The sequence below is a fragment of the Methanobrevibacter sp. genome (assembly GCF_045114555.1).
Lineage (GTDB): Archaea > Methanobacteriota > Methanobacteria > Methanobacteriales > Methanobacteriaceae > Methanobrevibacter.
The window spans coordinates 15052-35476 of the sequence record NZ_JBGUKT010000003.1 but is presented as its reverse complement, the minus strand read 5'-3'; the positions used below and the strand labels follow the sequence as shown (position 1 = coordinate 35476).

Below are 20425 nucleotides of genomic sequence, written 5' to 3'. Positions count from 1 at the left end.
GGGGCAATTTTATGACTGATACTAAAGAGATATCTGAAACAATTAATGTTCAAGAATTATTTGAAAAGAGCAAAATTGATTTTTCTAAAGAATATGTCAAAAATCTCCAACAGTCTTATGATGAAGGGGATTTAAGTCTTGAGGAATTAGAAGATTTAATTGACTCCATCAAAACTGTTGAAAAGTCTTTTAAAAAGAATAAGGTTAACTCATCTGAAATTTATGTAATCAGTTTATCACAACTTTACAGTGATGGTGAATTAAGTGATGATGATTTAAATGACTTAATAAGCAAAATAGTTCTTGTAGAAGAGATATATGAAAATAATGAGATAGAAGTTGCTGAAACTGCTATTATTGAATCTGCAATGGATTTCATTAAAGAAAAATTAACTTACAATGAGTTAAATACTTTAGTCCTTGTTGAAAAAGAGTTTGCAGTCAATGGTATTGAATATTCTAAAGACGGAACTATCTATTTAATCAAAACTCTTGAAGATGAACTTAGCATTGAAGAATATGATTATGTGCCTGAAGCTATTTCAAAAGTTTTAGATGTAATCATTAAAAATGAGATCAAGTTCCCTCCAAGTTACATTAAAGACTTAGTGAGAGTTTACATTAAAAGAGAGTTAACTGATGATGAATTAAATGAGTTAGTTCTTAAAGTTGATGAAGCTTATGAAAGAGCTTATATTGAAGCTGGAGAAGCAGTAGGTACTGTTGCAGCTCAATCTGTAGGTGAACCTGGTACTCAGATGACCATGCGTACTTTCCACTACGCAGGGGTAGCTGAGTTAAACGTAACTCTCGGTCTTCCAAGGTTAATTGAAATTGTAGATGCAAGGAAAAAGATTTCCACACCTACCATGGACATTTACTTCGAGGAAGAGTACAAGAATGACGAAGAATTTGTAAGAAAGTTAGCTAATAAGATTGGTAAAAGTACTATTAATGATATATTATCTGATTTCAACTTAGATTATGGTGGAATGCAAGTAATAGTCACTTTAGATGAGAGAAAAATTCAAGATAGAAGATTAGATTATGACAGCATCATTGCACAAGTTGAAAAAATCTTCAAGAAAGTTGAAATTGAAGATGACTATAAGTTAACTTTCAGACCTAGAAATCCTACTATAAGAGAAATCAGGCTTTTAGCTGACAAAGTTCGTGATTTACAAATTAGTGGAACCAAAGGTATTGGTAAAGTAATTATCCGTAAAGGGGATGATGAATGGATTATCCATACTGAAGGTTCTAACCTTAAAGCTATCTTCAATGAAGAAGGTATTGACAAGGCTAGATCAACCACTAACGACATTCACGAAATTGAAACTGTATTAGGTATTGAAGCTGCTCGTAACGCTATTGTCTACGAGTTAAACCGTACCTTATCCGACCAAGGTTTGACTGTAGATATCAGACACATTATGTTAGTTGCTGATATGATGACTTCTGAAGGTGTTGTAAAATCCATTGGAAGACATGGTATTAGTGGTGAAAAATCAAGTGTTCTTGCTCGTGCAGCATTTGAAGAAACTGGTAAGCATTTACTTCACGCAAGTATTAGGGGAGAAATGGATGATTTAACTGGTATTATTGAAAATATCATTATTGGTCAGCCAATTCCTTTAGGTACTGGATCAGTAAGTGTTACAATGAAACCAGACGTATATTAAAATTTTAAAAAATTGTATTAAGAATTTATTTTAAATTTTTCTTAATACTTAAATTTTTATTAATTATTAAAATATTAATTAAATTATAATTTTCATGTTCATAGTTATTCAATAAACAATATGGAATAACCAATTGTTTAAGAATGATTTTATTGTAAAATATTCTATTAAAATATCAATAAATTATAAATAATAGATATTATTATAATTAAATGTAATAGTTTAATTTCATATTTGTTATTTAATTTTATTTATTTAATAGCACATATTTTATTACTCTATGAAAATTTTATCTTGAGTAAGATATGATTTATTTAATGAAATTTTTCTTATCTTGAGATAGATGATTTTTTTTAAATTAAAATTTAGGAGGCAGATGATGGATATAGAAAGAGGAATAAGAGTTGCAGTAGACACAGGAGATGTCACTCTCGGCTCAGAAAAATCTATTCAATCTTTAAAATTAGGTAAAGGTAGACTTGCAGTTGTTGCAGCTAACAGTCCTAAAGAAATTTTAGAAGATGTAGAATATTACGCAAATCTCTCTGAAATTCCTTTCATTGTATATGAAGGTACAAGTGTAGACTTAGGTTCTGTTTGTGGTAAACCATTTACTGTTGCTACTTTAATCATAAACGATCCAGGAGATTCTACTATCTTAGAAAAAATGGGGTAGATTTTGTGTCTATTAAATTTAATGCACATGAGATCCGTTTTATAGCTCTCTTTGAGAGCATGACTGGTGCAATGGTTAAAGATTGCATACTCGATGATGAAAATGCCAAAGTTACCTTTGTTGTTAAAAACGGTGATATGGGTTTAGCTATTGGTAAAGGTGGAAGCACTGTAACCAAAGTTAAAAAAGCAGTTGGAAGAGGAGTTGAAATCATTGAGCACAATGAAGATCCTGCTCAATTCATTAAAAATGTTTTATCCCCTGCTGAATTGAAATCCATAAAAATCGTTGAGAAAAGCAATGATGAAAAAATAGCTATTGTAAATACAGATTCTTCTAATAAGAGAATAGCTATAGGTAAAAATGGTATTAACATTGAAAGAGCAAAATTATTAGCTAAAAGACAACATGATATCAATAATATTATTTTAAAATAATCTTTAAAAATAATTTTTTAAATAACATTTTAAAATAATTCTTTTCTAATATTTTTGTTTTGCATTTTGTTTATGATTAATTTCACATGATCTAAAACAATTTAGGTCATGTTAACTTTTTTATTTTTTTATTTTTTCATTTTTTTAAATTTTTAAATTTTTAAATTATTTTAATTTTATTTAGTAATTTCATCACCATCACACATCAAAAAAACCAAACATTTATTAATAAAGTTATTATAATATATTATTATAATAGGTAACATTATGTTATATTAACATTTGTTTGTAAAGAATTTTATCTTAATTTTTAATGTTAATTAATATAATTCATTAGCTATAATTTCTTTATTTCTAAAACTAATAGCTATGTGTGCGTTTTGGCTATAGTTTTTGTATTTATTATAGTTTTACCTATATTATTTTCACATCATTGGATTCCAAGATTGAATTTCAATGATTCAAACATTAATTAAATCAATCACAGACAGTATTTGATTAATGTATTTAATTAGATTCTATACTTATATTCTATTTTGTATAGGAGTTTTGATTGCTATTATATGGTTATTTTATCGTATAATTTTAGTATTTTGAATCTAAATTAAGCTTAATCACCTTAGTTTAGATATTTGTAGAGAGATTTGGAATATAATAGTAAATCGCAGCGGTGGACTTCTATCTGAATGGAATTAATTATTTTAATCTTGTAATTTATTCAAAAAGACATTTGTCGTAAAAACTTAAGAGGAAGAATAAATATGCCAGGACTTTTTGCTGCTAAAAAGCTTAAAAAGAATAGACAAAATTTTAAATGGAAAGACGTAGATTACAAAAGAAGAGCATTACGTTTAGATGTAAAAGCAGACCCTCTCGAAGGGGCACCTCAAGCTAGAGGAATTGTTATTGAAAAAGTAGGAATTGAAGCAAAGCAACCTAACTCTGCTATTCGTAAATGTGTTCGTGTTCAATTAATTAAAAACGGTAAACAATTAACCGCATTTGCACCAGGTGATGGAGCAATCGGTTTTATCGATGAGCACGATGAAGTAATGATTGAAGGTATCGGTGGACCATCTGGAAGATCCATGGGTGACATTCCAGGAGTTCGTTGGAAAGTAAGTAAAGTTAACAATGTTGCTTTATCCGAAATGGTAAGCGGAAAAATTGATAAACCAGTAAGATAATTGAGGTAATTTTCATGGCTAAATTATTTGATAAATGGGACCTTGACGAAGTAGAGGTACAAGATTTAGGTTTAAAAAGATACATCTGCTTAGATGAAACTATCGTTCCTCATACTTTAGGTAGACACGTAAAAAGACAATTCGCAAAATCCAAAGTTTCTATCGTAGAAAGATTAATGAACAAAATCATGAGAACCCAAAGAAACTCTGGTAAAAAGAACAAAGCTTACAATATTGTAAAAGAAGCTTTAGAAATTATTAACAAAAGAACTAAAAAGAACCCTGTTCAAGTTTTAGTAACTGCTATTGAAAACACTTCTCCACGTGAAGAAACTACCCGTATTAAATACGGTGGTATTGGATACCAAGTAGCTGTAGACATTTCTCCACAAAGAAGAGTAGACCTTTCTTTAGGATTCTTAACTAGAGGAACTTTACAAGCTGCATTTAAAAACAAAAGATCTGTTGCTGAATGTTTAGCTAGTGAATTGATTTTTGCTTCTGAAGAAGATACAAGAAGTTTCGCTATTCAGAAGAAAGAAGAAAAAGAAAGAGTTGCAAAAGCAGCACACTAATTTTAGTGTTTTTAATAATTATAGAATTAATCAGAATTTTCTTTTTAATTTCTTTTTTAAATTTTTAAAAAAGTCTTTTAATCCAAATTCTGTTTAATTTTTATATTTTTTTATATTTTTTTAATTTAAAAGACATAATATTGACTTAAATATAGACTAAAATAATAAACTAATGTTTATAGGTGATGATTTTGAGTAGACGAGACAAAATGATTGCAAAAATCAAAGAATTGATGTATCAACCTGCAAATATCAGAAACATTGGTATCTGTGCACACATTGACCACGGTAAAACTACTTTATCCGACAATCTCTTAGCAGGTGCAGGAATGATTTCTGAAGAACTTGCTGGAGATCAAAGATTCTTAGATTTTGACGAACAAGAACAAGCTCGTGGTATTACCATTGATGCTGCAAACGTATCTATGGTACACGAATATCATGATGATGAATATTTAATTAACTTAATTGACACTCCTGGTCACGTTGACTTCGGTGGAGACGTAACTCGTGCAATGAGAGCTGTAGACGGTGCAGTAGTAGTTGTATGTGCAGTAGAAGGTATCATGCCTCAAACTGAAACTGTACTTAGACAAGCTTTAAGAGAAAAAGTTAAACCTGTATTATTCATTAACAAAGTTGACAGATTAATCAACGAAGTAAAATTAGGACCAGAAGAATTAGCAAACAAATTCATTGGAATCATCAATGAAGCTAACAAATTAATCACTAAAATGGCTCCTAAAGATAAAAAAGATGAATGGCTTGTAAAAGTGGATGACGGTAGTGTAGCATTCGGTTCAGCATACCACAATTGGGCTATTAACATCCCAATGATGCAAGAAACCGGAATCAACTTTAAAGACATCATTGATTACTGTAATGATGAAAACCAAAAAGAATTAGCTAAAAAAGTACCTTTAGCTGAAGTATTATTAGGTATGGTAGTAGAACACTTACCTTCTCCTGAAGTTTCCCAACAATACAGATGTCCTAACATTTGGGATGGAGACATTGAAAGTGAAGCTGGTCAAACCATGGTTAACACCAGTCCTGATGGACCTTTAGCTGTAATGGTTACTAATGTGTCTGTAGATAAGCATGCTGGTGAAGTAGCTACCGGTAGAGTATATGGTGGTACTGTAGAACAAGGTACTGAAGTGTTCTTAGTAGGAGGTCAAGCTAGATCCAGAGTACAACAAGTTGGTGTTTTCTTCGGTCCTGAAAGAGTTCCTACTGAAAAGGTTCCAGCTGGTAACATTGTTTACATCACTGGTGCAAAAGGAGCTACCGCAGGGGAAACCATCTGTTCTCCTGAAAACAAGATTGTAGAGTTTGAAGGAATCGAACACATCTCTGAGCCTGTAGTTACTGTAGCTGTAGAAGCTAAAAACACTAAAGACTTACCAAAACTTATTGAAGTATTAAGACAAACTGCAAAAGAAGATCCTACCATTCACGTTAACATTAACGAAGAAACTGGTGAACACTTAGTTTCAGGTATGGGAGAACTTCACTTAGAAGTTATCGGTGTAAGAATCAACAACAAAGGTGTAGATATCAACACTTCCGAACCTATTGTTGTATACAGAGAAACCGTTGCAGGAAAAACTGCTAACCCTGTAGAAGGTAAATCTCCTAACAAGCATAACAGATTATACCTTGAAGTTGCACCTTTAGAAGATTCAATCTTCGAAGCATTGCAAAATGGTGACATCAAAGAAGGTAAAATCAAAGATAAGGAAGAAGCTCAAAAATTCATTGAACATGGTCTTGACAAAGAAGAAGCTAGAAGAGTATGGGATGTTTACAACAAATCCTTATTCATCAACATGACTCGTGGTATCCAATACTTAGATGAGATCAAAGAGCTTGTTATTGAAGGTTTCGAATCTGCACTCGAAGAAGGTCCAGTTGCAAACGAAATTGCAATGGGTATGAAATTCACTCTTGTAGATGCAAAACTTCACGAAGACGCAGTTCACAGAGGACCAGCTCAAATTTTACCTGCTATCCGTAACGCTATTAAAGGTGGTATGATGATGGCTGACCCTACTTTACTTGAACCTGTTCAAAAAGTATTCATTAACACTCCTACTGACTATATGGGATCCGTTACTAAAGAAATCTTGAACAGAAGAGGTCAAATTGTAGATATGCCAACTGAAGGTGACATGGTAAACGTTGAAGCTAAAGTACCTGTAGCTGAAATGTTTGGTTTCGCTGGTGAAATCAGATCTGCAACCCAAGGTAGATGTTTATGGTCTACTGAAAACTCTGGATTCGAAAGATTACCAAGAGAATTGCAAAGTCAAATTATCAGACAAATCAGAGAAAGAAAAGGATTATCCCCACAACCATTTGGTCCTGACCACTACTTAGGATAAGTTCTAAGTTAGATCAGTTCCAAGTTAAATTAAGATAATCTTTATCTTAATTTTCTGATTTTGTTTTTATTAAATTAGGAATTTTTCCTAATTTAAATTTTTTATTTTAATTATTATTTTTTAATTAAATTTCATTAAGTTTCAAAACTTAAATTGCTATTTTTTTAGTTTTTTCAATTATTAAAAAAATAGTATTATAATCATATAGTTTATATATTATAAAAAATATAATAATATACATATAGTTGAGTATTCTTATATTACATGTGATTTATTTTATATTGCATGTAATTGTTACCATGTAATTTTTACATGTAAGTTATAGAATAAATCCGTTGATATATCTTTGATAACATTTATTGATTATTAATTCATAAGTATTTCAAAAATATTCAACAATATAAATAACTTAACAAATAATTTTACTTAATTATATACTTAACTTATATACAATTTATAAAAAGAGGTTTTTATAATGGCAAAAGCAAAAGAACATTTAAATTTAGCATTTATTGGACACGTTGACCACGGTAAATCCACTTTAGTAGGACACTTATTATTAAAAGCTGGTGCAATCGCTGAACAACAATTAGATGAAGGTGAAGACAAATTCAGATTTGTTATGGACAAATTAGGAGAAGAAAGAGAAAGAGGAGTAACCATTGACTTAGCTCACCAAAAATTCTCCACCAACAAATACGACTACACTGTAGTAGACTGTCCTGGACACAGAGACTTCGTTAAAAACATGATTACTGGTGCATCCCAAGCTGACGCAGCTGTATTAGTAGTAGCTGCTAACGACGGTGTAATGCCACAAACCAAAGAACACATGTTCTTATCCATGACTTTAGGTATTAAACAATTAATTATTGCTGTAAACAAAATGGATATGGTAGATTACAGTGAAGACAGATTCAACGAAGTAAAAGGCGAAGTATCTGACTTACTCAGATCCATTGGTAGAGACCCAGCAACCACTCCTTTCATCCCTATGTCTGCATTTGAAGGAGACAACATCAAAGAGCTCTCCGATAACATGTCCTGGTACAAAGGTAGTCCTTTAATGGATGAATTAGACAAATTAGTACCACCTGAAAAACCTGTAGACTTACCATTAAGAATTCCTATTCAAGACGTATACTCCATTACTGGTGTAGGTACTGTACCTGTAGGAAGAGTAGAAACTGGTATCATGAAACAAGGAGACAACGTTATCTTTGAACCTGCTGGAGTATCTGGTGAAGTAAAATCTATCGAAATGCACCACGAAACTTTCCCTGAAGCTGAACCTGGTGACAACATCGGATTCAACGTAAGAGGTGTAGGTAAAAACGATATCAGAAGAGGAGACGTAGCTGGTCACACTGCTGACGCACCTACCGTAGCTAAAGAATTTACTGCACAAGTTGTTGTATTACAACACCCTGGTGTAATCACCGTTGGATACACCCCTGTATTCCACTGTCACACCTCACAAACTGCATGTACTTTCTTAGACTTAACTTCTAAACTCGACCCTGCTACCGGTCAACCTGAAGCAACCAAACCTGACTTCATTAAAACTGGTGACGCAGCTATTGTACAAATTAAACCAACCAAACCTATGGTTATGGAAGAAGCTGCAAACATCCCTCCAATGGGAAGATTCGCTATCAGAGATATGGGTCAAACCGTAGCAGCTGGTTTATGTCTTAAAGTAACTGACAAAAAATAAGATCAATGATTAATTTTTAATTAAATTATTCATTTTTTATTTTTTTTAGTTTTAATTTTGAAAATTTATTAGAGAAGATTTTTAATTTTCATCTAATAAATCAAATCTTTATTTTTAGGTTTTAAATAATACTTATTTTAAATCTATAGTATGTTTTAATCTAGTAATCTAGTTTAATCATATTTTAGATTTAAACTAGATTATTAACCTGTTTAAGGAGGATTAAAATGAATCAAGCTAGAATTAAACTTACAGGTACTGATCCTGAAAAAATTAATTATGTCTGTGACCAGTTAAAGAAAATTTCTGAAAGAACTGGTGTAGATATTTCTGGCCCAATTCCATTACCTACTAAAAAATTAGTTGTACCAACTAGAAAATCTCCAGATGGAGAAGGAAAAGCTACTTGGGAAAAATGGGAACTTCGTATCCACAAACGTTTAATTGGAATCGGCGCTGATGAAAGAGCTATGAGACAAATTATGAAAGTAAGCGTTCCTGATAACGTAAGTATTGAAATTGAACTTAAATAATTAAGTTATTGTTCTGAATTTTTTTCAGAATTAATTTTCATACTTTTATTTTAAATTTTTACTAAATTTCTATTAGATTATTCTTAATAAATTTATATTTATTTTACATATTCATATGCCGAGATAGTCTAGCCTGGTAAGGCGCGGGACTTGAAATCCCGTGGTGTAATAGCCGCCTGGGTTCAAATCCCAGTCTCGGCGTTTTTATTATAACTTTTTTTATTATTTTTAAATTTTCCACTATTTTTGAAATTTTTATTTTTTAAATATTTTTCCAATTCTTTCAAATTCTTAAATTTTTAAAATTTTAATTTTTCAATTTTTCTAATTTTTTAAATTTTTTATTTTTCACATTTTTTCAAGAAAAAATTTCTCTCAATTTTAAAAATTTTCATTAAAAATTCATTTTTTCAATTAAATTTTTTGGTTAAAAAATTTATCATAGTTTAATTAATCATAACTTTCATTAAAATTATACTTTTTATAAAACTTTTAATTTAATTACATCTAGTTTTAATTTAATTAAAATAATGTTTCAATCATAATTTTTGAAAAATAGTAATCTATATGCAGTTAGTAAAATTTAATAATTTATTAAAAAATAGGGTACTGATGATATTTTTTGATGGTATGATTTTTTTGATAAATAAAAAAAAGTATTTGATGGTGGTAAAATTTTGGATGATTTAATATTAATTTTAAAAATTAATAAAAAATCTAACTTAAGCTTTTTTTGCTATGACAGTCATTAATGCAACTACAAAAATGAAACCTATGATCATAACAATGGACATTGATGAAAGTCCGTTAATAATGTCTGCTATTAAATTCATAATATTCCTCCTAAAAAAATCAATAATTAATTTAATAATTATAATTTTATTTAATAATATTTTTGTTAATATACTATTTATAATTTTTTTAAATTTCTTAATTTAAAGCTCATGTGCCAGTTTAAATGTTTCCATCTACAATCCTATTGGCAATTTTATCTGTAACTAATATTATTGCTGATACAATTATGATTAAAATCCAATCAAGGAGTCCAATTGCACAGGTCTTGAAAATTGTTTGCAGGAAAGGCACATAAATAACAAGAACCTGCAATATGAATGATCCTATAAGGGATAACCAAAGCATAGTGTTTCTTGATTTTGAACTGGATCTGTAATTCAATGCATTAAACAATTGATATAATACAAATACTGTAAATGCAATGGTAATTGCCTTGGTCTTTACATCTCCTACGCCATTATTCAATTCATAAATGAATAGTCCTAATGTGCCGATTGCCATAACAATTCCAGAGATTGTTATCTTCATCATTGTTTTTCTGTTAATCAATTCTCCTTTTTCAGGGGGTCTTCTCATTATGTCCTTTTCTGGTCCTTCCAAACCTAATGATTGCGCTGGAGGGCCATCCATGATTATATTGATCCATAAAAGTTGAATCGGAGTGAATGGAGTTGGTATTGGCAATAATGATCCTATAGTGATGGTTAATATTGCCCCAATATTAGTGGATAATTGGAATTTTAAGAATCTTTTGATGTTGTCAAATATTGTCCTCCCTTCCTTTATTGAAGAGACTATTGTGGCAAAGTTATCATCCTGTATAATCATGTCTGCGGATTCCTTTGTAACATCTGTTCCACTTCCCATAGCTACTCCTATGGAAGCTTTCTTAAGCGCTGGTGCATCATTTACACCATCACCGGTCATTGATACGATTTCGCCATGGTTTTGCAGAACTTCAATGATTCTTCTTTTCTGTTCAGGATATACTCTTGCATAAACTCTGATATCCTTTGCAATATCGTTGTATTCCTTATCACTTAAATCTTCCAATTCCTGTCCAGTTAAGATTGAATTATTATAATTTTCTTCATGGATATAGTAATCTCTAGGGAGAATGCCCAATTCCATAGCTATTGCAGTTGCGGTGTCCTTGTGGTCTCCGGTAATCATCACTACATTGATTCCTGCCTTTTGGCAATCTGCTATTGCATCAATAGCTTCTGGTCTTGGCGGATCCATGATTCCAAGAAGACCTGCGAATATCAAATCTTTTTCAAAAGATTCTCCATGATGCTTATTTTTGGAATATGTTCTATGTATTTCAGAATCGCCTTTTTCAATTTCCTTATTGTCTAAATCTGAAATCTTTTCATATTCTTCCTTATCTATTTTATTATAGGCAAGCGCTATGACTCTTAATGACCTTTTTGTCATTCTGTCAATTTCACGCATTATTTCCTTTTTGGTGCCACTGTCAAAATCGTTTATATGCCCATTGAAATCAATTTTTTCAGATAAATCTAAAATTAATTCAGGAGCTCCTTTTGTTAAAACGTAATAATCTTTATTATTCTCTTCATCAATTTCACTGTAAATGAAGGTCATTCTTTTTCTATTGCTGTCAAAAGGTATTTCAAATTCTTTTTCAAAATTCCTATTGGCTTTAATCTTTTCAAAATCGTTATCAAGTGCAAAGTAGTATGATGCCAAATCAGTAGGGTTTCCAATCAATTCACCATCTTCGTATCTCACTCCATTGCATAAACCTGCAATTAATACGCCATTCTCTTGACTGGTTAAGAAAGGTTGCCTTACAGTCATCTTATTTTTGGTCAATGTTCCTGTTTTGTCTGTACAGATGTAAGTACAGGATCCTAATGTCTCTACAGATGATAATTTTTTAACGATTGCATTGGATTTTGCCATTTTTTGCATTCCTAATGCTAAAGTCAAAGTTAAAACTGCAGGAAGTCCCTCTGGAATAGCTGCAACAGCTAGGGAAACTGCAGTCATGAAGCTTTCAAGAAGGTCCATAGCTTGGAAAAAGTCTATAAAGAATACAAAAATACAAACGATAATGGATAGTATTCCAATTCTTTTACCTAATTTGCCCACTTTAATTGTTAATGGAGTTTCCTCTTCATCTTCTTGGATCATTGTAGCTATTCTTCCGATGGTTGTTTCCATTCCGGTAGCTATTACAACACCAGTCCCTTTTCCGAAAATCACATTGGAATTCATGGATACGAGTTTAGATTGAATATTCTCCTCTTTTGAATATTTCTTAATGTCCTTAATCTTGTTTGAGAAATCTTCAATGTTTCCATAGCTTGTGTCTTTTTTAACAAAATCTGACTCTCCAGTTAAGGAGGATTCATCCACTCTTAAATCATATGATTCTATTAAGATCAAGTCTGCAGGAACTTTGTCTCCCTCTTCAAGAAGCACAATATCTCCAGGTACGAGATTTTCGCTCGGAATCCTTTTAAGGTTTTCTTCTCTTCTAACATGTGCATCAGTATGGACTAAACTCTTGAGCTTTTCCATAGCGTTTTCAGCACGATATTCTTGAATGAAACCAATTATTGAGTTGATTATCACAACTACAAGTATAACAATTGCATCTAAATGATTTCCAATAATATAACTTGCAATGGCTGCAATGATAAGCATGAATATTAAAACATCTATAAATTGTGATAAAAATAGTTTTAAAGGGCTGTTTTTCTTTTGTTCTTTTAGTTTATTTGGACCATACTTTTCTAATCTAGCATTGGCCTCAGCATTGCTTAACCCTTCTTTTTGAGTGGAATAATGTTTTAATATTTCTTCTATCAATATAATCCCCAAGTTCCTAATTAGCTAAAAATAGTTTTTATTTGATATTTTACTTAATTTAATTTTTTTATTTAATTTAATGTTTTATATAAATTTTTATTTATATATAATATAATAAGTTTGTAAATTTATATCTTTAATTTATTTTATTTAAATATTTAAGGTTTTATTTGTAAAATCCTTGCTTATTTTTCATATATGTAAAATGAGGCACGATTATAATTCTTTAACTTCATTTTTTTGGTTTTCATATTCAAATCCTCATTGAATAATGGTTTTATTATTAGTGTAGCATTAACTTCATCCCTTATTTTCATTATCGCTTCCTGCAATTCTGCAGGAGGTCTAATTGAAAACAATATGTCTGCATCTTTATAGATGCTCATATTTGGATTGAAGACATCGTCCCTAATAATGTTTTCATTTGCAGGATCAATATCTGTCATTACAATATCAATATTTTCATTTTCATTTAAGTTTTTAGAGATTGTTTGGAATTTTCCTGCTCCAATTTCAACTATTTTTGTATTTTTGCCTGTTTTTTCGCTATTCTCAATAGCTAATTTTAGTATATATTCCTCTAAATCATTCCACATTTTTATTCCTTTTAAATTTTTTTTCTCTATTTTTTTACTTTATAATAATATATTTATTTTTAATAATTTAATATGTTCTATTTTTGCATGGTTTTAGTTCTGTTTTAGTCTTATATTACTTTTATGCTATTAATTAATTTTTAGAAATCTTTTTAATAGAGTAAATCAAATAATATTAATATAAATTTTAATAGAAAATAATGATTAAAAAAATATATTTTATTTGATATTTTAAGTGTTTTATATGTTTATTCGTGAATTTGTCCCTTCTGATTTGGCTAGGGTATATCAAATTGAAGTAGAGTCCTTTTCCACACCTTATGAACTGGCTATTCTTCAGCAATTATATGAAATCGGTGCAGGTTTTCTTGTAGCTGTTGAAGATGGTGAAATTGTAGGATATATTATTTTTTGGGTAAAAGAAGAAGGATTAGGTCATATAATAGCTCTTGCAGTTGATAGTAAATTCCGCAGGCAACATATAGCAACTCGATTGCTTATGATGGCAATAAGAATATTCAAGAATATTGATATTCACAGGATAAGCTTGGAAGTGAAATCCCATAATGAAGCGGCAGTAAGATTCTATAAAAAATTCGGCTTTGAAATTGATAGAAAAGTGCCTAATTATTATGAGGACGGATCAGATGCTTATGTGATGTTATTCAGCACCAATAAAATCAGTAATTAATCAGATAATAATATTTGGATAATAATATTAGATAATAATAATTAGAAAATCAAATAATAAGAAAATTAAATAATTTAAAAAAGTAAACTAATGAAATGAATAAAAATTAATTATTTTAATTATTTTTAGTCAAATCTAATTTATAGCTAAGGTTGTTCTCTTTTTTCAATTCACTTAAGTCTTTATTGATTTTTATATACTCTTTTTCAACTTCCAATAAAGATGTAATCAATCCTTCCCTATAGTTATTCACTTTTTTGGTATCCAATAGGAACTTCTGTTGGGTATATGGTTTTGAATTGATTATATTTGAAATTTCCTTATCTTCCAGTTCAATATTGATTTCAAGTTTGTCCCTTAGCTTTTCAAAGTCTTCCACACTTATAGGTTCATTTTCAATTTCATGTCTATTTATAAGATTTTGTGTGGATTTCAATTCTTCCAAATTCCTATCTTCATATGCCTCTTTAGAGGCGAAAAATAGGTTTTCTTCATAATCTGTCGGTTCAAGCAATAAATCAGGATGAATCTTTCTTATGCAATCCTTATAAATGGTGTGCAATTCCTTGAAGTCCTGTTTTTTGCTTAAATTATTCTTATGCTCTTCAATAAGAATATTCACTTTTGCAGTTTCTGTTTCCAATTCAAGATCCTCTTCACTAAACTCATTTTCAATATGGCTTTCAATTTCACTCATATTGATTTTTGGCTTATTGATTTTGGTCTTATTGATCTTGATTTGATTTTCCTCTAATTTACTCGGTTCCTTATTGAATTGATTATAAGATTGTTGATTGACCATTTTTGTAATGAGTTCAATTGTTCTTTTTGTTTTCTTGATTTTAAGCTTATAATCTTTAATCTTGTATTTATAAACTCCAAATTTCAAGGAATAATCTGTTTCAATTTCTCTACATGTGAAATTTATCAAATTATCCTCTTCAAAGAGTTTGCTAGCTAGAATCTCCCTTAAATAGTTTATTTCATCTTTTAAACTATCAATATATTCTTCATTTTTTGCATTATTCTGGGCTTCAGTCATTTTCAAACTCCTTGATAAACATTTATAATAATCTATAATTTTTTATAATATGCTATTCCATGATATTTTATAAAATTTTATTTTATTTTATTTTCTATATTTTGTTATTTTAATTTATCTTCGCCTTCTTTCTTGCCTATGTAATCTTTTTGGCTGATTGGACGGATAATCGTAATCTGAATAATATCGTGAATCTATATTTCTATGGAATTGTCTAGGATTTCTGCCATATCTTTCTCTTTGCATTCTTTTCCTATATTTCCTTTCTTTTCTTCTTCTGATTCTTCTTTTTATTCTCTTTATTATAGTTCTAACTATCAATAGGATTACAATTATTATGATGATTATTATTCCTATTGGCAAGATTTCGAATAGGAAATCACTGTAGTATTTATGGAATTCCATTTCTGATGGGAAATTCATAGTGCTTGCACTTGTGTCATCTTCTGTTAGAAGTGCAAAATTGTAGACCAGATCATAGTAACCAATAGTTGCACCTTCATAATTAATGGAATCCGGCGCTTTTCCATGTTCATTCATATAGTCTACAACTATATCAGCCATATTGTAATAATCGTTAAATGAATATTCCCCTTTTGTAAAGCTTGAATATTTCTGAGGGTTATCAGGAGCTCCAAATTCTCCAGGAACTTCTAAGCCGTATCCATCTATATATGATGCGCTCATATACAATAATTGAGGGGTAGTGTAGGAACCATAGGATTCCTGCATATCACTTCCATGTCCATCAACGATTTTTTTAGAATCCTCTGCCAAGTATTTAGGGTCTAACTTGTGATAAACTATTAAATCGGTATCCACTTGCTTGTTTTCACTTGTTCCAGCATAAACTGCATTAATGATTTCGTTTGCAATGTATTCGTTAACACTATCACTGTCATATGCGATTATTCCTTTATAGCAATCATCAGGATATTCCTGTGCAGGTTGAATCAAGCTTATTCCCGCGTCATTCAAGAATTTTCCAGGGCTTTTAACTGATGCAAAAGTATAATGTGACCAATTGTCATCATAGGATCTTCTAAGGAAATTTATTGTATTCAAATCAAGGGTACCTGCATTTACATAAATTACCTTTTTGCTGACTTTACTGGAATAGTCTGCAAGGTCAACTAAATTTCCTGCACAAGCACCAGCTATTGTAACGGCCACATCATATCTAGCCGCCATTACCCTTGTCCCTTCTCCAGGATTTGAAGCTGAATCATCAACCACTACAACAATGTCTCCATTGGTTTTTGATTCAATTCTTTCCTTGATATCATTCAATCTTGCAAAATCCGCATCATGCTCATGCAAATTGTCTGAAGTTAAGAATAATGTAGTTGCATCTGCACTTTCAGCAATTATCGGGCATAAAATGATTAATGATAAAAGCAATAATGGAATAATCTTTTTCATAGTCTTATCTCTTAAGTCAATACTAGTTGCAATATTAAAATCAATATTAAAATTTTTTAATTAGATTCCTTCATCATCTTCTTCAAGAACCCATTTAATGGTGTCTAATCTAATGTCATTTGTCCAAATCATAGCATGGATTTGATTTTTCATTTCTGCATTTCCTTCAAGGGATGCTTCTTCATACTTTTCAGTTAATTCTTCCGCTCTTTGTTCAAATTTTTCAAGCAAGTCACGAACTTGGCTTTCAGAGCTAACTAAAGTGCTTGTTAACATAATTGATTGCAATTCTGATCCTGCAAGGATTACCTTAAGCTCGTTTGTCAAATCATCTTCTTCTGCTCTTAATCCTGCAATCTTATCATTCAACACTTCAATCTTTTCTCCAATTTCCTCTTTTGTTTTCATTTTATAATCTCCAATAATCCTTAATTTATTCTAATTTTTCATTTTTATTCTAGTTTTTTCTAGTTTTTATTCTAGTTTCTAGTTTTTTTGGTGTTTAATTGAGAAAATTTATTTTTCCATATCCCAATTAACTGGTTTTTTCTTTCGTCTTCCCCATTTGGTTGATTTCCACATTCCCGTATTCCTATTGGTCATGCCTTCCCTTAAGTCAATTCTCTCTTCAGGTAAGTCCTTAGGATTGATTTCCTTTTTTTCAGTTAAATTAGCACCGCATTGGCTACAAAACTTAGCATTGATATCATAAAGTTTTGCCCCGCACTTTGGACAAAATTGGTTCATTATTTCACCTTCAGCTTTAAATTGTTATAACTAAATATAATTTAATTATTATCTTAATTATTTTTATAGATATCTATAATATAATTAAGAACACTTATTTATAAAAAGATTTATAAATTTTTAATAAGTTAGATTAGAAAAATGTATTGGCATTGTATATGGATATATTTTTAAAAATGAATTATGTGATAATATGGCTGATGACATTATTGAAATTGAGGATTATGAAGTAAAGGACACTCAGATTATAGAAACAGATAATGAAGAGGAATATCAAAGTGATTTTAATCAAAAGGAATATGATAGTGGATATGAGAGTCAAGGTAGCGTAAATGGGTTTTATAAATCCATTTCATTGAATAACACTTCCCTTTTGATTATTTTAATGGTTGCTATTGTATTAATAGCTATTTTTATAATGACTTTTGATTAATGAATGCCTTTACTTATTGTTTTTTTATTTTTTTATTTTTCATGAGTTTTTGATTAGAATGTTTTATTTGGAGAATTTATTTAAAAGATTTTCATTTGAGAAAAATGATAATGGCTTTAGAATATATAATCTCATAATTTTGATAGTGGGATTATCCCTTTATTTATTGAATAATCATTTTTTGCATGAAATAAATTGGTTTTTCATGTTCTATTTCAATGATTTCCTAGCTATTGTTGTCTTGTTAAGCTTTTTAAATCTAGTTTATCCTTATAAATTGACAAATGTTTGGCTAATAATTGTTGTAACTATATTGGCTTCATTCGTGTGGGAATATGTTGCCTTGTTTATCAAAGCAGGAGCGATATTTGATTTTATCGATGTTATCTGCTATTTTGGATCAATGATGATTTATATAGTCCTATTGTACTTCTTAGATGGGAAAATCAATACTTCAATGTGATATTATGGAAAAAAATAATTCAAATTACTCTCAAGATTCTGGATATCTTCTTAATTTTTCTTTTTCACAAAAGAGATTAAGCTCTAAAGATAAGGATGATGCTTCAGATTTAGGCGCTTTTTCCAAATCTTGCATGAGCTCAAACATTATCTCTGAAACTTCACTGGAAGAAAATTACATTTTACTGAAAAAGAAATCATTGCTCCAACGTAAATCTATGGGGGCTCTTAAGATTTTTTATAGTGAAATAATTGATCTAAAGCTTAATAAATCTGACTTGTCATCATTGTATTCTTCTATAGTTATTGTTTATTCAAAAAATGGTTATATTAAACATTTAATCTCCTTAAGCAGTTCTGATGGATTTGCAGTTAGATGGTTCTATGATGAATTGGTTGTAAGACATTCCATGATCAAATCTAATCTAAACAAATCAGATTTCATCAAGTCTAATGAAAAGGATTTTTTAGATGGGAAAGACAATGATTCTAATGAGTCTCAGAAATTTGATGATTTCATGAATCAAATGAACGCTGAGATTTCAGAAAAAAGAAAAAGAGAGATTTCAAATCAAATGAAATTTGATAGATGCTCTAGTGAGGAACGCTGATTTTTAATCAAAGTTTTGTTTTTTTATTTTTTGGCTTAAATTTTTTAGTTCATATTTTCTTATTTTTTATTTATTAATTCCTTTTTGTTCAATTTTTATTAACAATTAGTATTTTTATTAACAATTAGCTATTTTTTATTAATCATTTAATGATTTTTAAATTATATTTTTAAAATTTATTTTTTCAATAGATAACTTAAAATATTTTGTATAATAGATATTATATTATAATGTAATATTTAGTTGAAATCTGATTAAATTCTATGAATTTTTCATAAGATTTTTTTATAAAAATCAGATTTATAGAATAGTTTAAATTAAATAAATTACATAAATAATTAAGGTAAATTAATTTAGCAAAAAGTATCATTTTTTGTAAAATGCTTTTTGTGTTACTATTAATTTGATGATTATTTTAGATTAAATACAATGAATTAAATGGTGAAAATATGGGAAATGAAGCAAAATTAGCTTTAGAAGATGGAACTGTTCTAAAAGGTGAAGCCTTTGGTTATGAAACAGTAACTGTAGGTGAACTTGCTTTCTCAACCGGTATGTCTGGTTATACCGAAGCGCTTACTGACCCGTCTTTCAAAGGACAAATATTAATGTCCACTTATCCTTTGGAAGGTAACTATGGAGTTAGTGAAGAATGGTATCAATCCGATAAGGTACAGGTTGAAGGTTTTGTAGTTAGAGAAGCTTGTAAAAAATTATCCAATTTCGGTACTAAAAAGACTTTAGATGACTTCTTGAAAGAGTTTAAGGTACCTGGAATTGAAGATATAGACACAAGAGACTTAACTTTGAAGATTCGTGAAAAAGGTTCTCTAAAAGCAGCACTCGCTACTGAAGAGATTGATGATGATGAACTTGTAGCTCGTGCTCAAGAGCATAAAAGCATCATCGATTTAGATTTGGTTCCTTTAGTGTCAACTCCTGAAGTAAAGACTTTCGGAGACTTCGATAAAACTGTAGCTATTCTTGATTGTGGTGTTAAAAAGAATATCATTAATTGTTTCTTGGAAAATGATATTGGTGTTGCTTTATTCCCTTACGATACTGATTATCAAACTATTTTAGATTATGGTGTAAATGGGCTTATGGTATCCCCTGGTCCTGGAAACCCAGAAAGATTGACTGACACAATTGCAAATGTGGGAAAATTAATTACCAGGTTCCCTGTGTTCGGTATTTGTATGGGTCAGCATGTTATTGCAAAGACATTTGGTGCCACTACCTATAAAATGAAATTTGGTCATAGGGGAGCAAATCAACCAGTAAAGGACTTGCAAACTGGAAAAGTGTTTATCACTTCTCAAAATCATGGATTCGCTATTGATCCAGATTCATTGAAAGGCACTGATTTGGAATTGACCCAAATAAACTTAAACGATGGTACTCCAGAAGGATTCTTGCATAAGGAATTGCCTTTAAGAACTATACAATACCATCCAGAATCTGGTCCTGGTCCAAATGATACAAAAGACTTGTTTGAAGAGTTTGGAAAGATAATTAAGGAGTACTAGGATTTGAATTTCATTGTATTTAATTGACTGTTAAAATTTATAAAATTTATAAAATTATTACT

General features: G+C 30.0%; 19 protein-coding genes and 1 tRNA gene. 14 read left to right on the top strand and 6 right to left on the bottom strand.

Features of this window, described 5'->3' with window-relative positions:
• Positions 1-11: 11 nt before the first annotated feature.
• The 9 genes from rpoA2 (at position 12) to ACJMLB_RS00510 (ending at position 9395) form a co-directional block, all read left to right on the top strand.
• A complete protein-coding gene (gene rpoA2 / locus ACJMLB_RS00550) occupies positions 12-1682 on the top strand; it encodes a DNA-directed RNA polymerase subunit A'' (RefSeq protein WP_405322804.1) in 1671 nt (556 codons plus the stop codon).
• 376 nt (positions 1683-2058) lie between these two features.
• Positions 2059-2358, top strand: a complete 300-nt coding sequence (locus tag ACJMLB_RS00545; protein ID WP_296856561.1) for a 50S ribosomal protein L30e — start codon at positions 2059-2061, stop codon at positions 2356-2358.
• 5 nt (positions 2359-2363) lie between these two features.
• Positions 2364-2795 (top strand): NusA-like transcription termination signal-binding factor, encoded by a 432-nt coding sequence (locus ACJMLB_RS00540; RefSeq protein WP_405322802.1) that lies wholly within the window; start codon positions 2364-2366, stop codon positions 2793-2795.
• Positions 2796-3556: 761 nt separating this feature from the next.
• Positions 3557-3982, top strand: coding sequence for a 30S ribosomal protein S12 (locus ACJMLB_RS00535; protein WP_067147408.1), 426 nt, complete (start codon positions 3557-3559; stop codon positions 3980-3982).
• A gap of 14 nt (positions 3983-3996) precedes the next feature.
• On the top strand, positions 3997-4557 hold the full coding sequence (locus ACJMLB_RS00530; protein ID WP_405322799.1) for a 30S ribosomal protein S7: 561 nt from the start codon (positions 3997-3999) through the stop codon (positions 4555-4557).
• A 191-nt stretch (positions 4558-4748) separates the two neighbouring features.
• Positions 4749-6944 (top strand): elongation factor EF-2, encoded by a 2196-nt coding sequence (locus tag ACJMLB_RS00525; RefSeq protein WP_405322797.1) that lies wholly within the window; start codon positions 4749-4751, stop codon positions 6942-6944.
• Between the two features lie 475 nt (positions 6945-7419).
• A complete protein-coding gene (tuf, locus tag ACJMLB_RS00520; protein WP_405322795.1) occupies positions 7420-8661 on the top strand; it encodes a translation elongation factor EF-1 subunit alpha in 1242 nt (413 codons plus the stop codon).
• Positions 8662-8888: 227 nt separating this feature from the next.
• Complete coding sequence (rpsJ, locus tag ACJMLB_RS00515) at positions 8889-9194, top strand: 30S ribosomal protein S10 (RefSeq protein ID WP_292776411.1); 306 nt, start codon at positions 8889-8891, stop codon at positions 9192-9194.
• 117 nt (positions 9195-9311) lie between these two features.
• Positions 9312-9395 (top strand) — tRNA-Ser (locus tag ACJMLB_RS00510).
• Positions 9396-10148: 753 nt separating this feature from the next.
• On the opposite strand, the gene ACJMLB_RS00505 is transcribed toward ACJMLB_RS00510, so the two are convergent.
• Positions 10149-12827, bottom strand: coding sequence for a cation-translocating P-type ATPase (locus ACJMLB_RS00505; RefSeq protein WP_405322810.1), 2679 nt, complete (start codon positions 12825-12827; stop codon positions 10149-10151).
• Positions 12828-13015: 188 nt separating this feature from the next.
• Positions 13016-13426, bottom strand: a complete 411-nt coding sequence (locus ACJMLB_RS00500) for a UPF0146 family protein (RefSeq protein WP_405322793.1) — start codon at positions 13424-13426, stop codon at positions 13016-13018.
• A 244-nt stretch (positions 13427-13670) separates the two neighbouring features.
• On the opposite strand from ACJMLB_RS00500, the gene rimI reads away from it, so the two are divergent.
• Positions 13671-14117, top strand: a complete 447-nt coding sequence (gene rimI, locus ACJMLB_RS00495; protein WP_405322791.1) for a ribosomal protein S18-alanine N-acetyltransferase — start codon at positions 13671-13673, stop codon at positions 14115-14117.
• Positions 14118-14232: 115 nt separating this feature from the next.
• On the opposite strand, the gene ACJMLB_RS00490 is transcribed toward rimI, so the two are convergent.
• From ACJMLB_RS00490 to ACJMLB_RS00475, 4 genes are all read right to left on the bottom strand, one after another.
• Positions 14233-15159: a hypothetical protein gene (locus ACJMLB_RS00490; RefSeq protein ID WP_405322789.1), complete on the bottom strand. Its 927-nt coding sequence runs from the start codon at positions 15157-15159 to the stop codon at positions 14233-14235.
• Between the two features lie 114 nt (positions 15160-15273).
• On the bottom strand, positions 15274-16581 hold the full coding sequence (locus ACJMLB_RS00485) for an adhesin (protein WP_405322787.1): 1308 nt from the start codon (positions 16579-16581) through the stop codon (positions 15274-15276).
• A gap of 60 nt (positions 16582-16641) precedes the next feature.
• Positions 16642-16989: a hypothetical protein gene (locus ACJMLB_RS00480; RefSeq protein WP_405322785.1), complete on the bottom strand. Its 348-nt coding sequence runs from the start codon at positions 16987-16989 to the stop codon at positions 16642-16644.
• 108 nt (positions 16990-17097) lie between these two features.
• Positions 17098-17328 carry a zinc-ribbon domain-containing protein gene (locus ACJMLB_RS00475; RefSeq protein WP_405322783.1) on the bottom strand — a complete coding sequence of 77 codons (231 nt, stop codon included), beginning with the start codon at positions 17326-17328 and terminating at the stop codon, positions 17098-17100.
• Between the two features lie 193 nt (positions 17329-17521).
• Here ACJMLB_RS00475 and ACJMLB_RS00470 point away from each other — a divergent pair, with 193 nt between their 5' ends.
• From ACJMLB_RS00470 to carA, 4 genes are all read left to right on the top strand, one after another.
• Positions 17522-17761, top strand: a complete 240-nt coding sequence (locus ACJMLB_RS00470) for a hypothetical protein (RefSeq protein ID WP_405322781.1) — start codon at positions 17522-17524, stop codon at positions 17759-17761.
• 205 nt (positions 17762-17966) lie between these two features.
• Positions 17967-18224, top strand: a complete 258-nt coding sequence (locus ACJMLB_RS00465; RefSeq protein WP_405322778.1) for a hypothetical protein — start codon at positions 17967-17969, stop codon at positions 18222-18224.
• A 4-nt stretch (positions 18225-18228) separates the two neighbouring features.
• Positions 18229-18834: a hypothetical protein gene (locus tag ACJMLB_RS00460; RefSeq protein WP_405322776.1), complete on the top strand. Its 606-nt coding sequence runs from the start codon at positions 18229-18231 to the stop codon at positions 18832-18834.
• A 449-nt stretch (positions 18835-19283) separates the two neighbouring features.
• Positions 19284-20363 carry a glutamine-hydrolyzing carbamoyl-phosphate synthase small subunit gene (gene carA / locus ACJMLB_RS00455; protein ID WP_405322774.1) on the top strand — a complete coding sequence of 360 codons (1080 nt, stop codon included), beginning with the start codon at positions 19284-19286 and terminating at the stop codon, positions 20361-20363.
• Positions 20364-20425: the final 62 nt, after the last annotated feature.

Bases quoted from the DNA above. Each gene is read 5' to 3' on its own strand.
- rpoA2 (WP_405322804.1), top strand. From the start codon at position 12: ATGACTGATACTAAAGAGATATCTGAAACAATTAATGTTCAAGAATTA.
- ACJMLB_RS00545 (WP_296856561.1), top strand. From the start codon at position 2,059: ATGATGGATATAGAAAGAGGAATAAGAGTTGCAGTAGACACAGGAGAT.
- ACJMLB_RS00535 (WP_067147408.1), top strand. From the start codon at position 3,557: ATGCCAGGACTTTTTGCTGCTAAAAAGCTTAAAAAGAATAGACAAAAT.
- ACJMLB_RS00530 (WP_405322799.1), top strand. From the start codon at position 3,997: ATGGCTAAATTATTTGATAAATGGGACCTTGACGAAGTAGAGGTACAA.
- tuf (WP_405322795.1), top strand. From the start codon at position 7,420: ATGGCAAAAGCAAAAGAACATTTAAATTTAGCATTTATTGGACACGTT.
- rpsJ (WP_292776411.1), top strand. From the start codon at position 8,889: ATGAATCAAGCTAGAATTAAACTTACAGGTACTGATCCTGAAAAAATT.
- ACJMLB_RS00500 (WP_405322793.1), bottom strand. From the start codon at position 13,426: ATGTGGAATGATTTAGAGGAATATATACTAAAATTAGCTATTGAGAAT.
- rimI (WP_405322791.1), top strand. From the start codon at position 13,671: ATGTTTATTCGTGAATTTGTCCCTTCTGATTTGGCTAGGGTATATCAA.
- ACJMLB_RS00490 (WP_405322789.1), bottom strand. From the start codon at position 15,159: ATGACTGAAGCCCAGAATAATGCAAAAAATGAAGAATATATTGATAGT.
- ACJMLB_RS00485 (WP_405322787.1), bottom strand. From the start codon at position 16,581: ATGAAAAAGATTATTCCATTATTGCTTTTATCATTAATCATTTTATGC.
- ACJMLB_RS00480 (WP_405322785.1), bottom strand. From the start codon at position 16,989: ATGAAAACAAAAGAGGAAATTGGAGAAAAGATTGAAGTGTTGAATGAT.
- ACJMLB_RS00475 (WP_405322783.1), bottom strand. From the start codon at position 17,328: ATGAACCAATTTTGTCCAAAGTGCGGGGCAAAACTTTATGATATCAAT.
- ACJMLB_RS00470 (WP_405322781.1), top strand. From the start codon at position 17,522: ATGGCTGATGACATTATTGAAATTGAGGATTATGAAGTAAAGGACACT.
- ACJMLB_RS00465 (WP_405322778.1), top strand. From the start codon at position 17,967: ATGTTCTATTTCAATGATTTCCTAGCTATTGTTGTCTTGTTAAGCTTT.
- ACJMLB_RS00460 (WP_405322776.1), top strand. From the start codon at position 18,229: ATGGAAAAAAATAATTCAAATTACTCTCAAGATTCTGGATATCTTCTT.
- carA (WP_405322774.1), top strand. From the start codon at position 19,284: ATGGGAAATGAAGCAAAATTAGCTTTAGAAGATGGAACTGTTCTAAAA.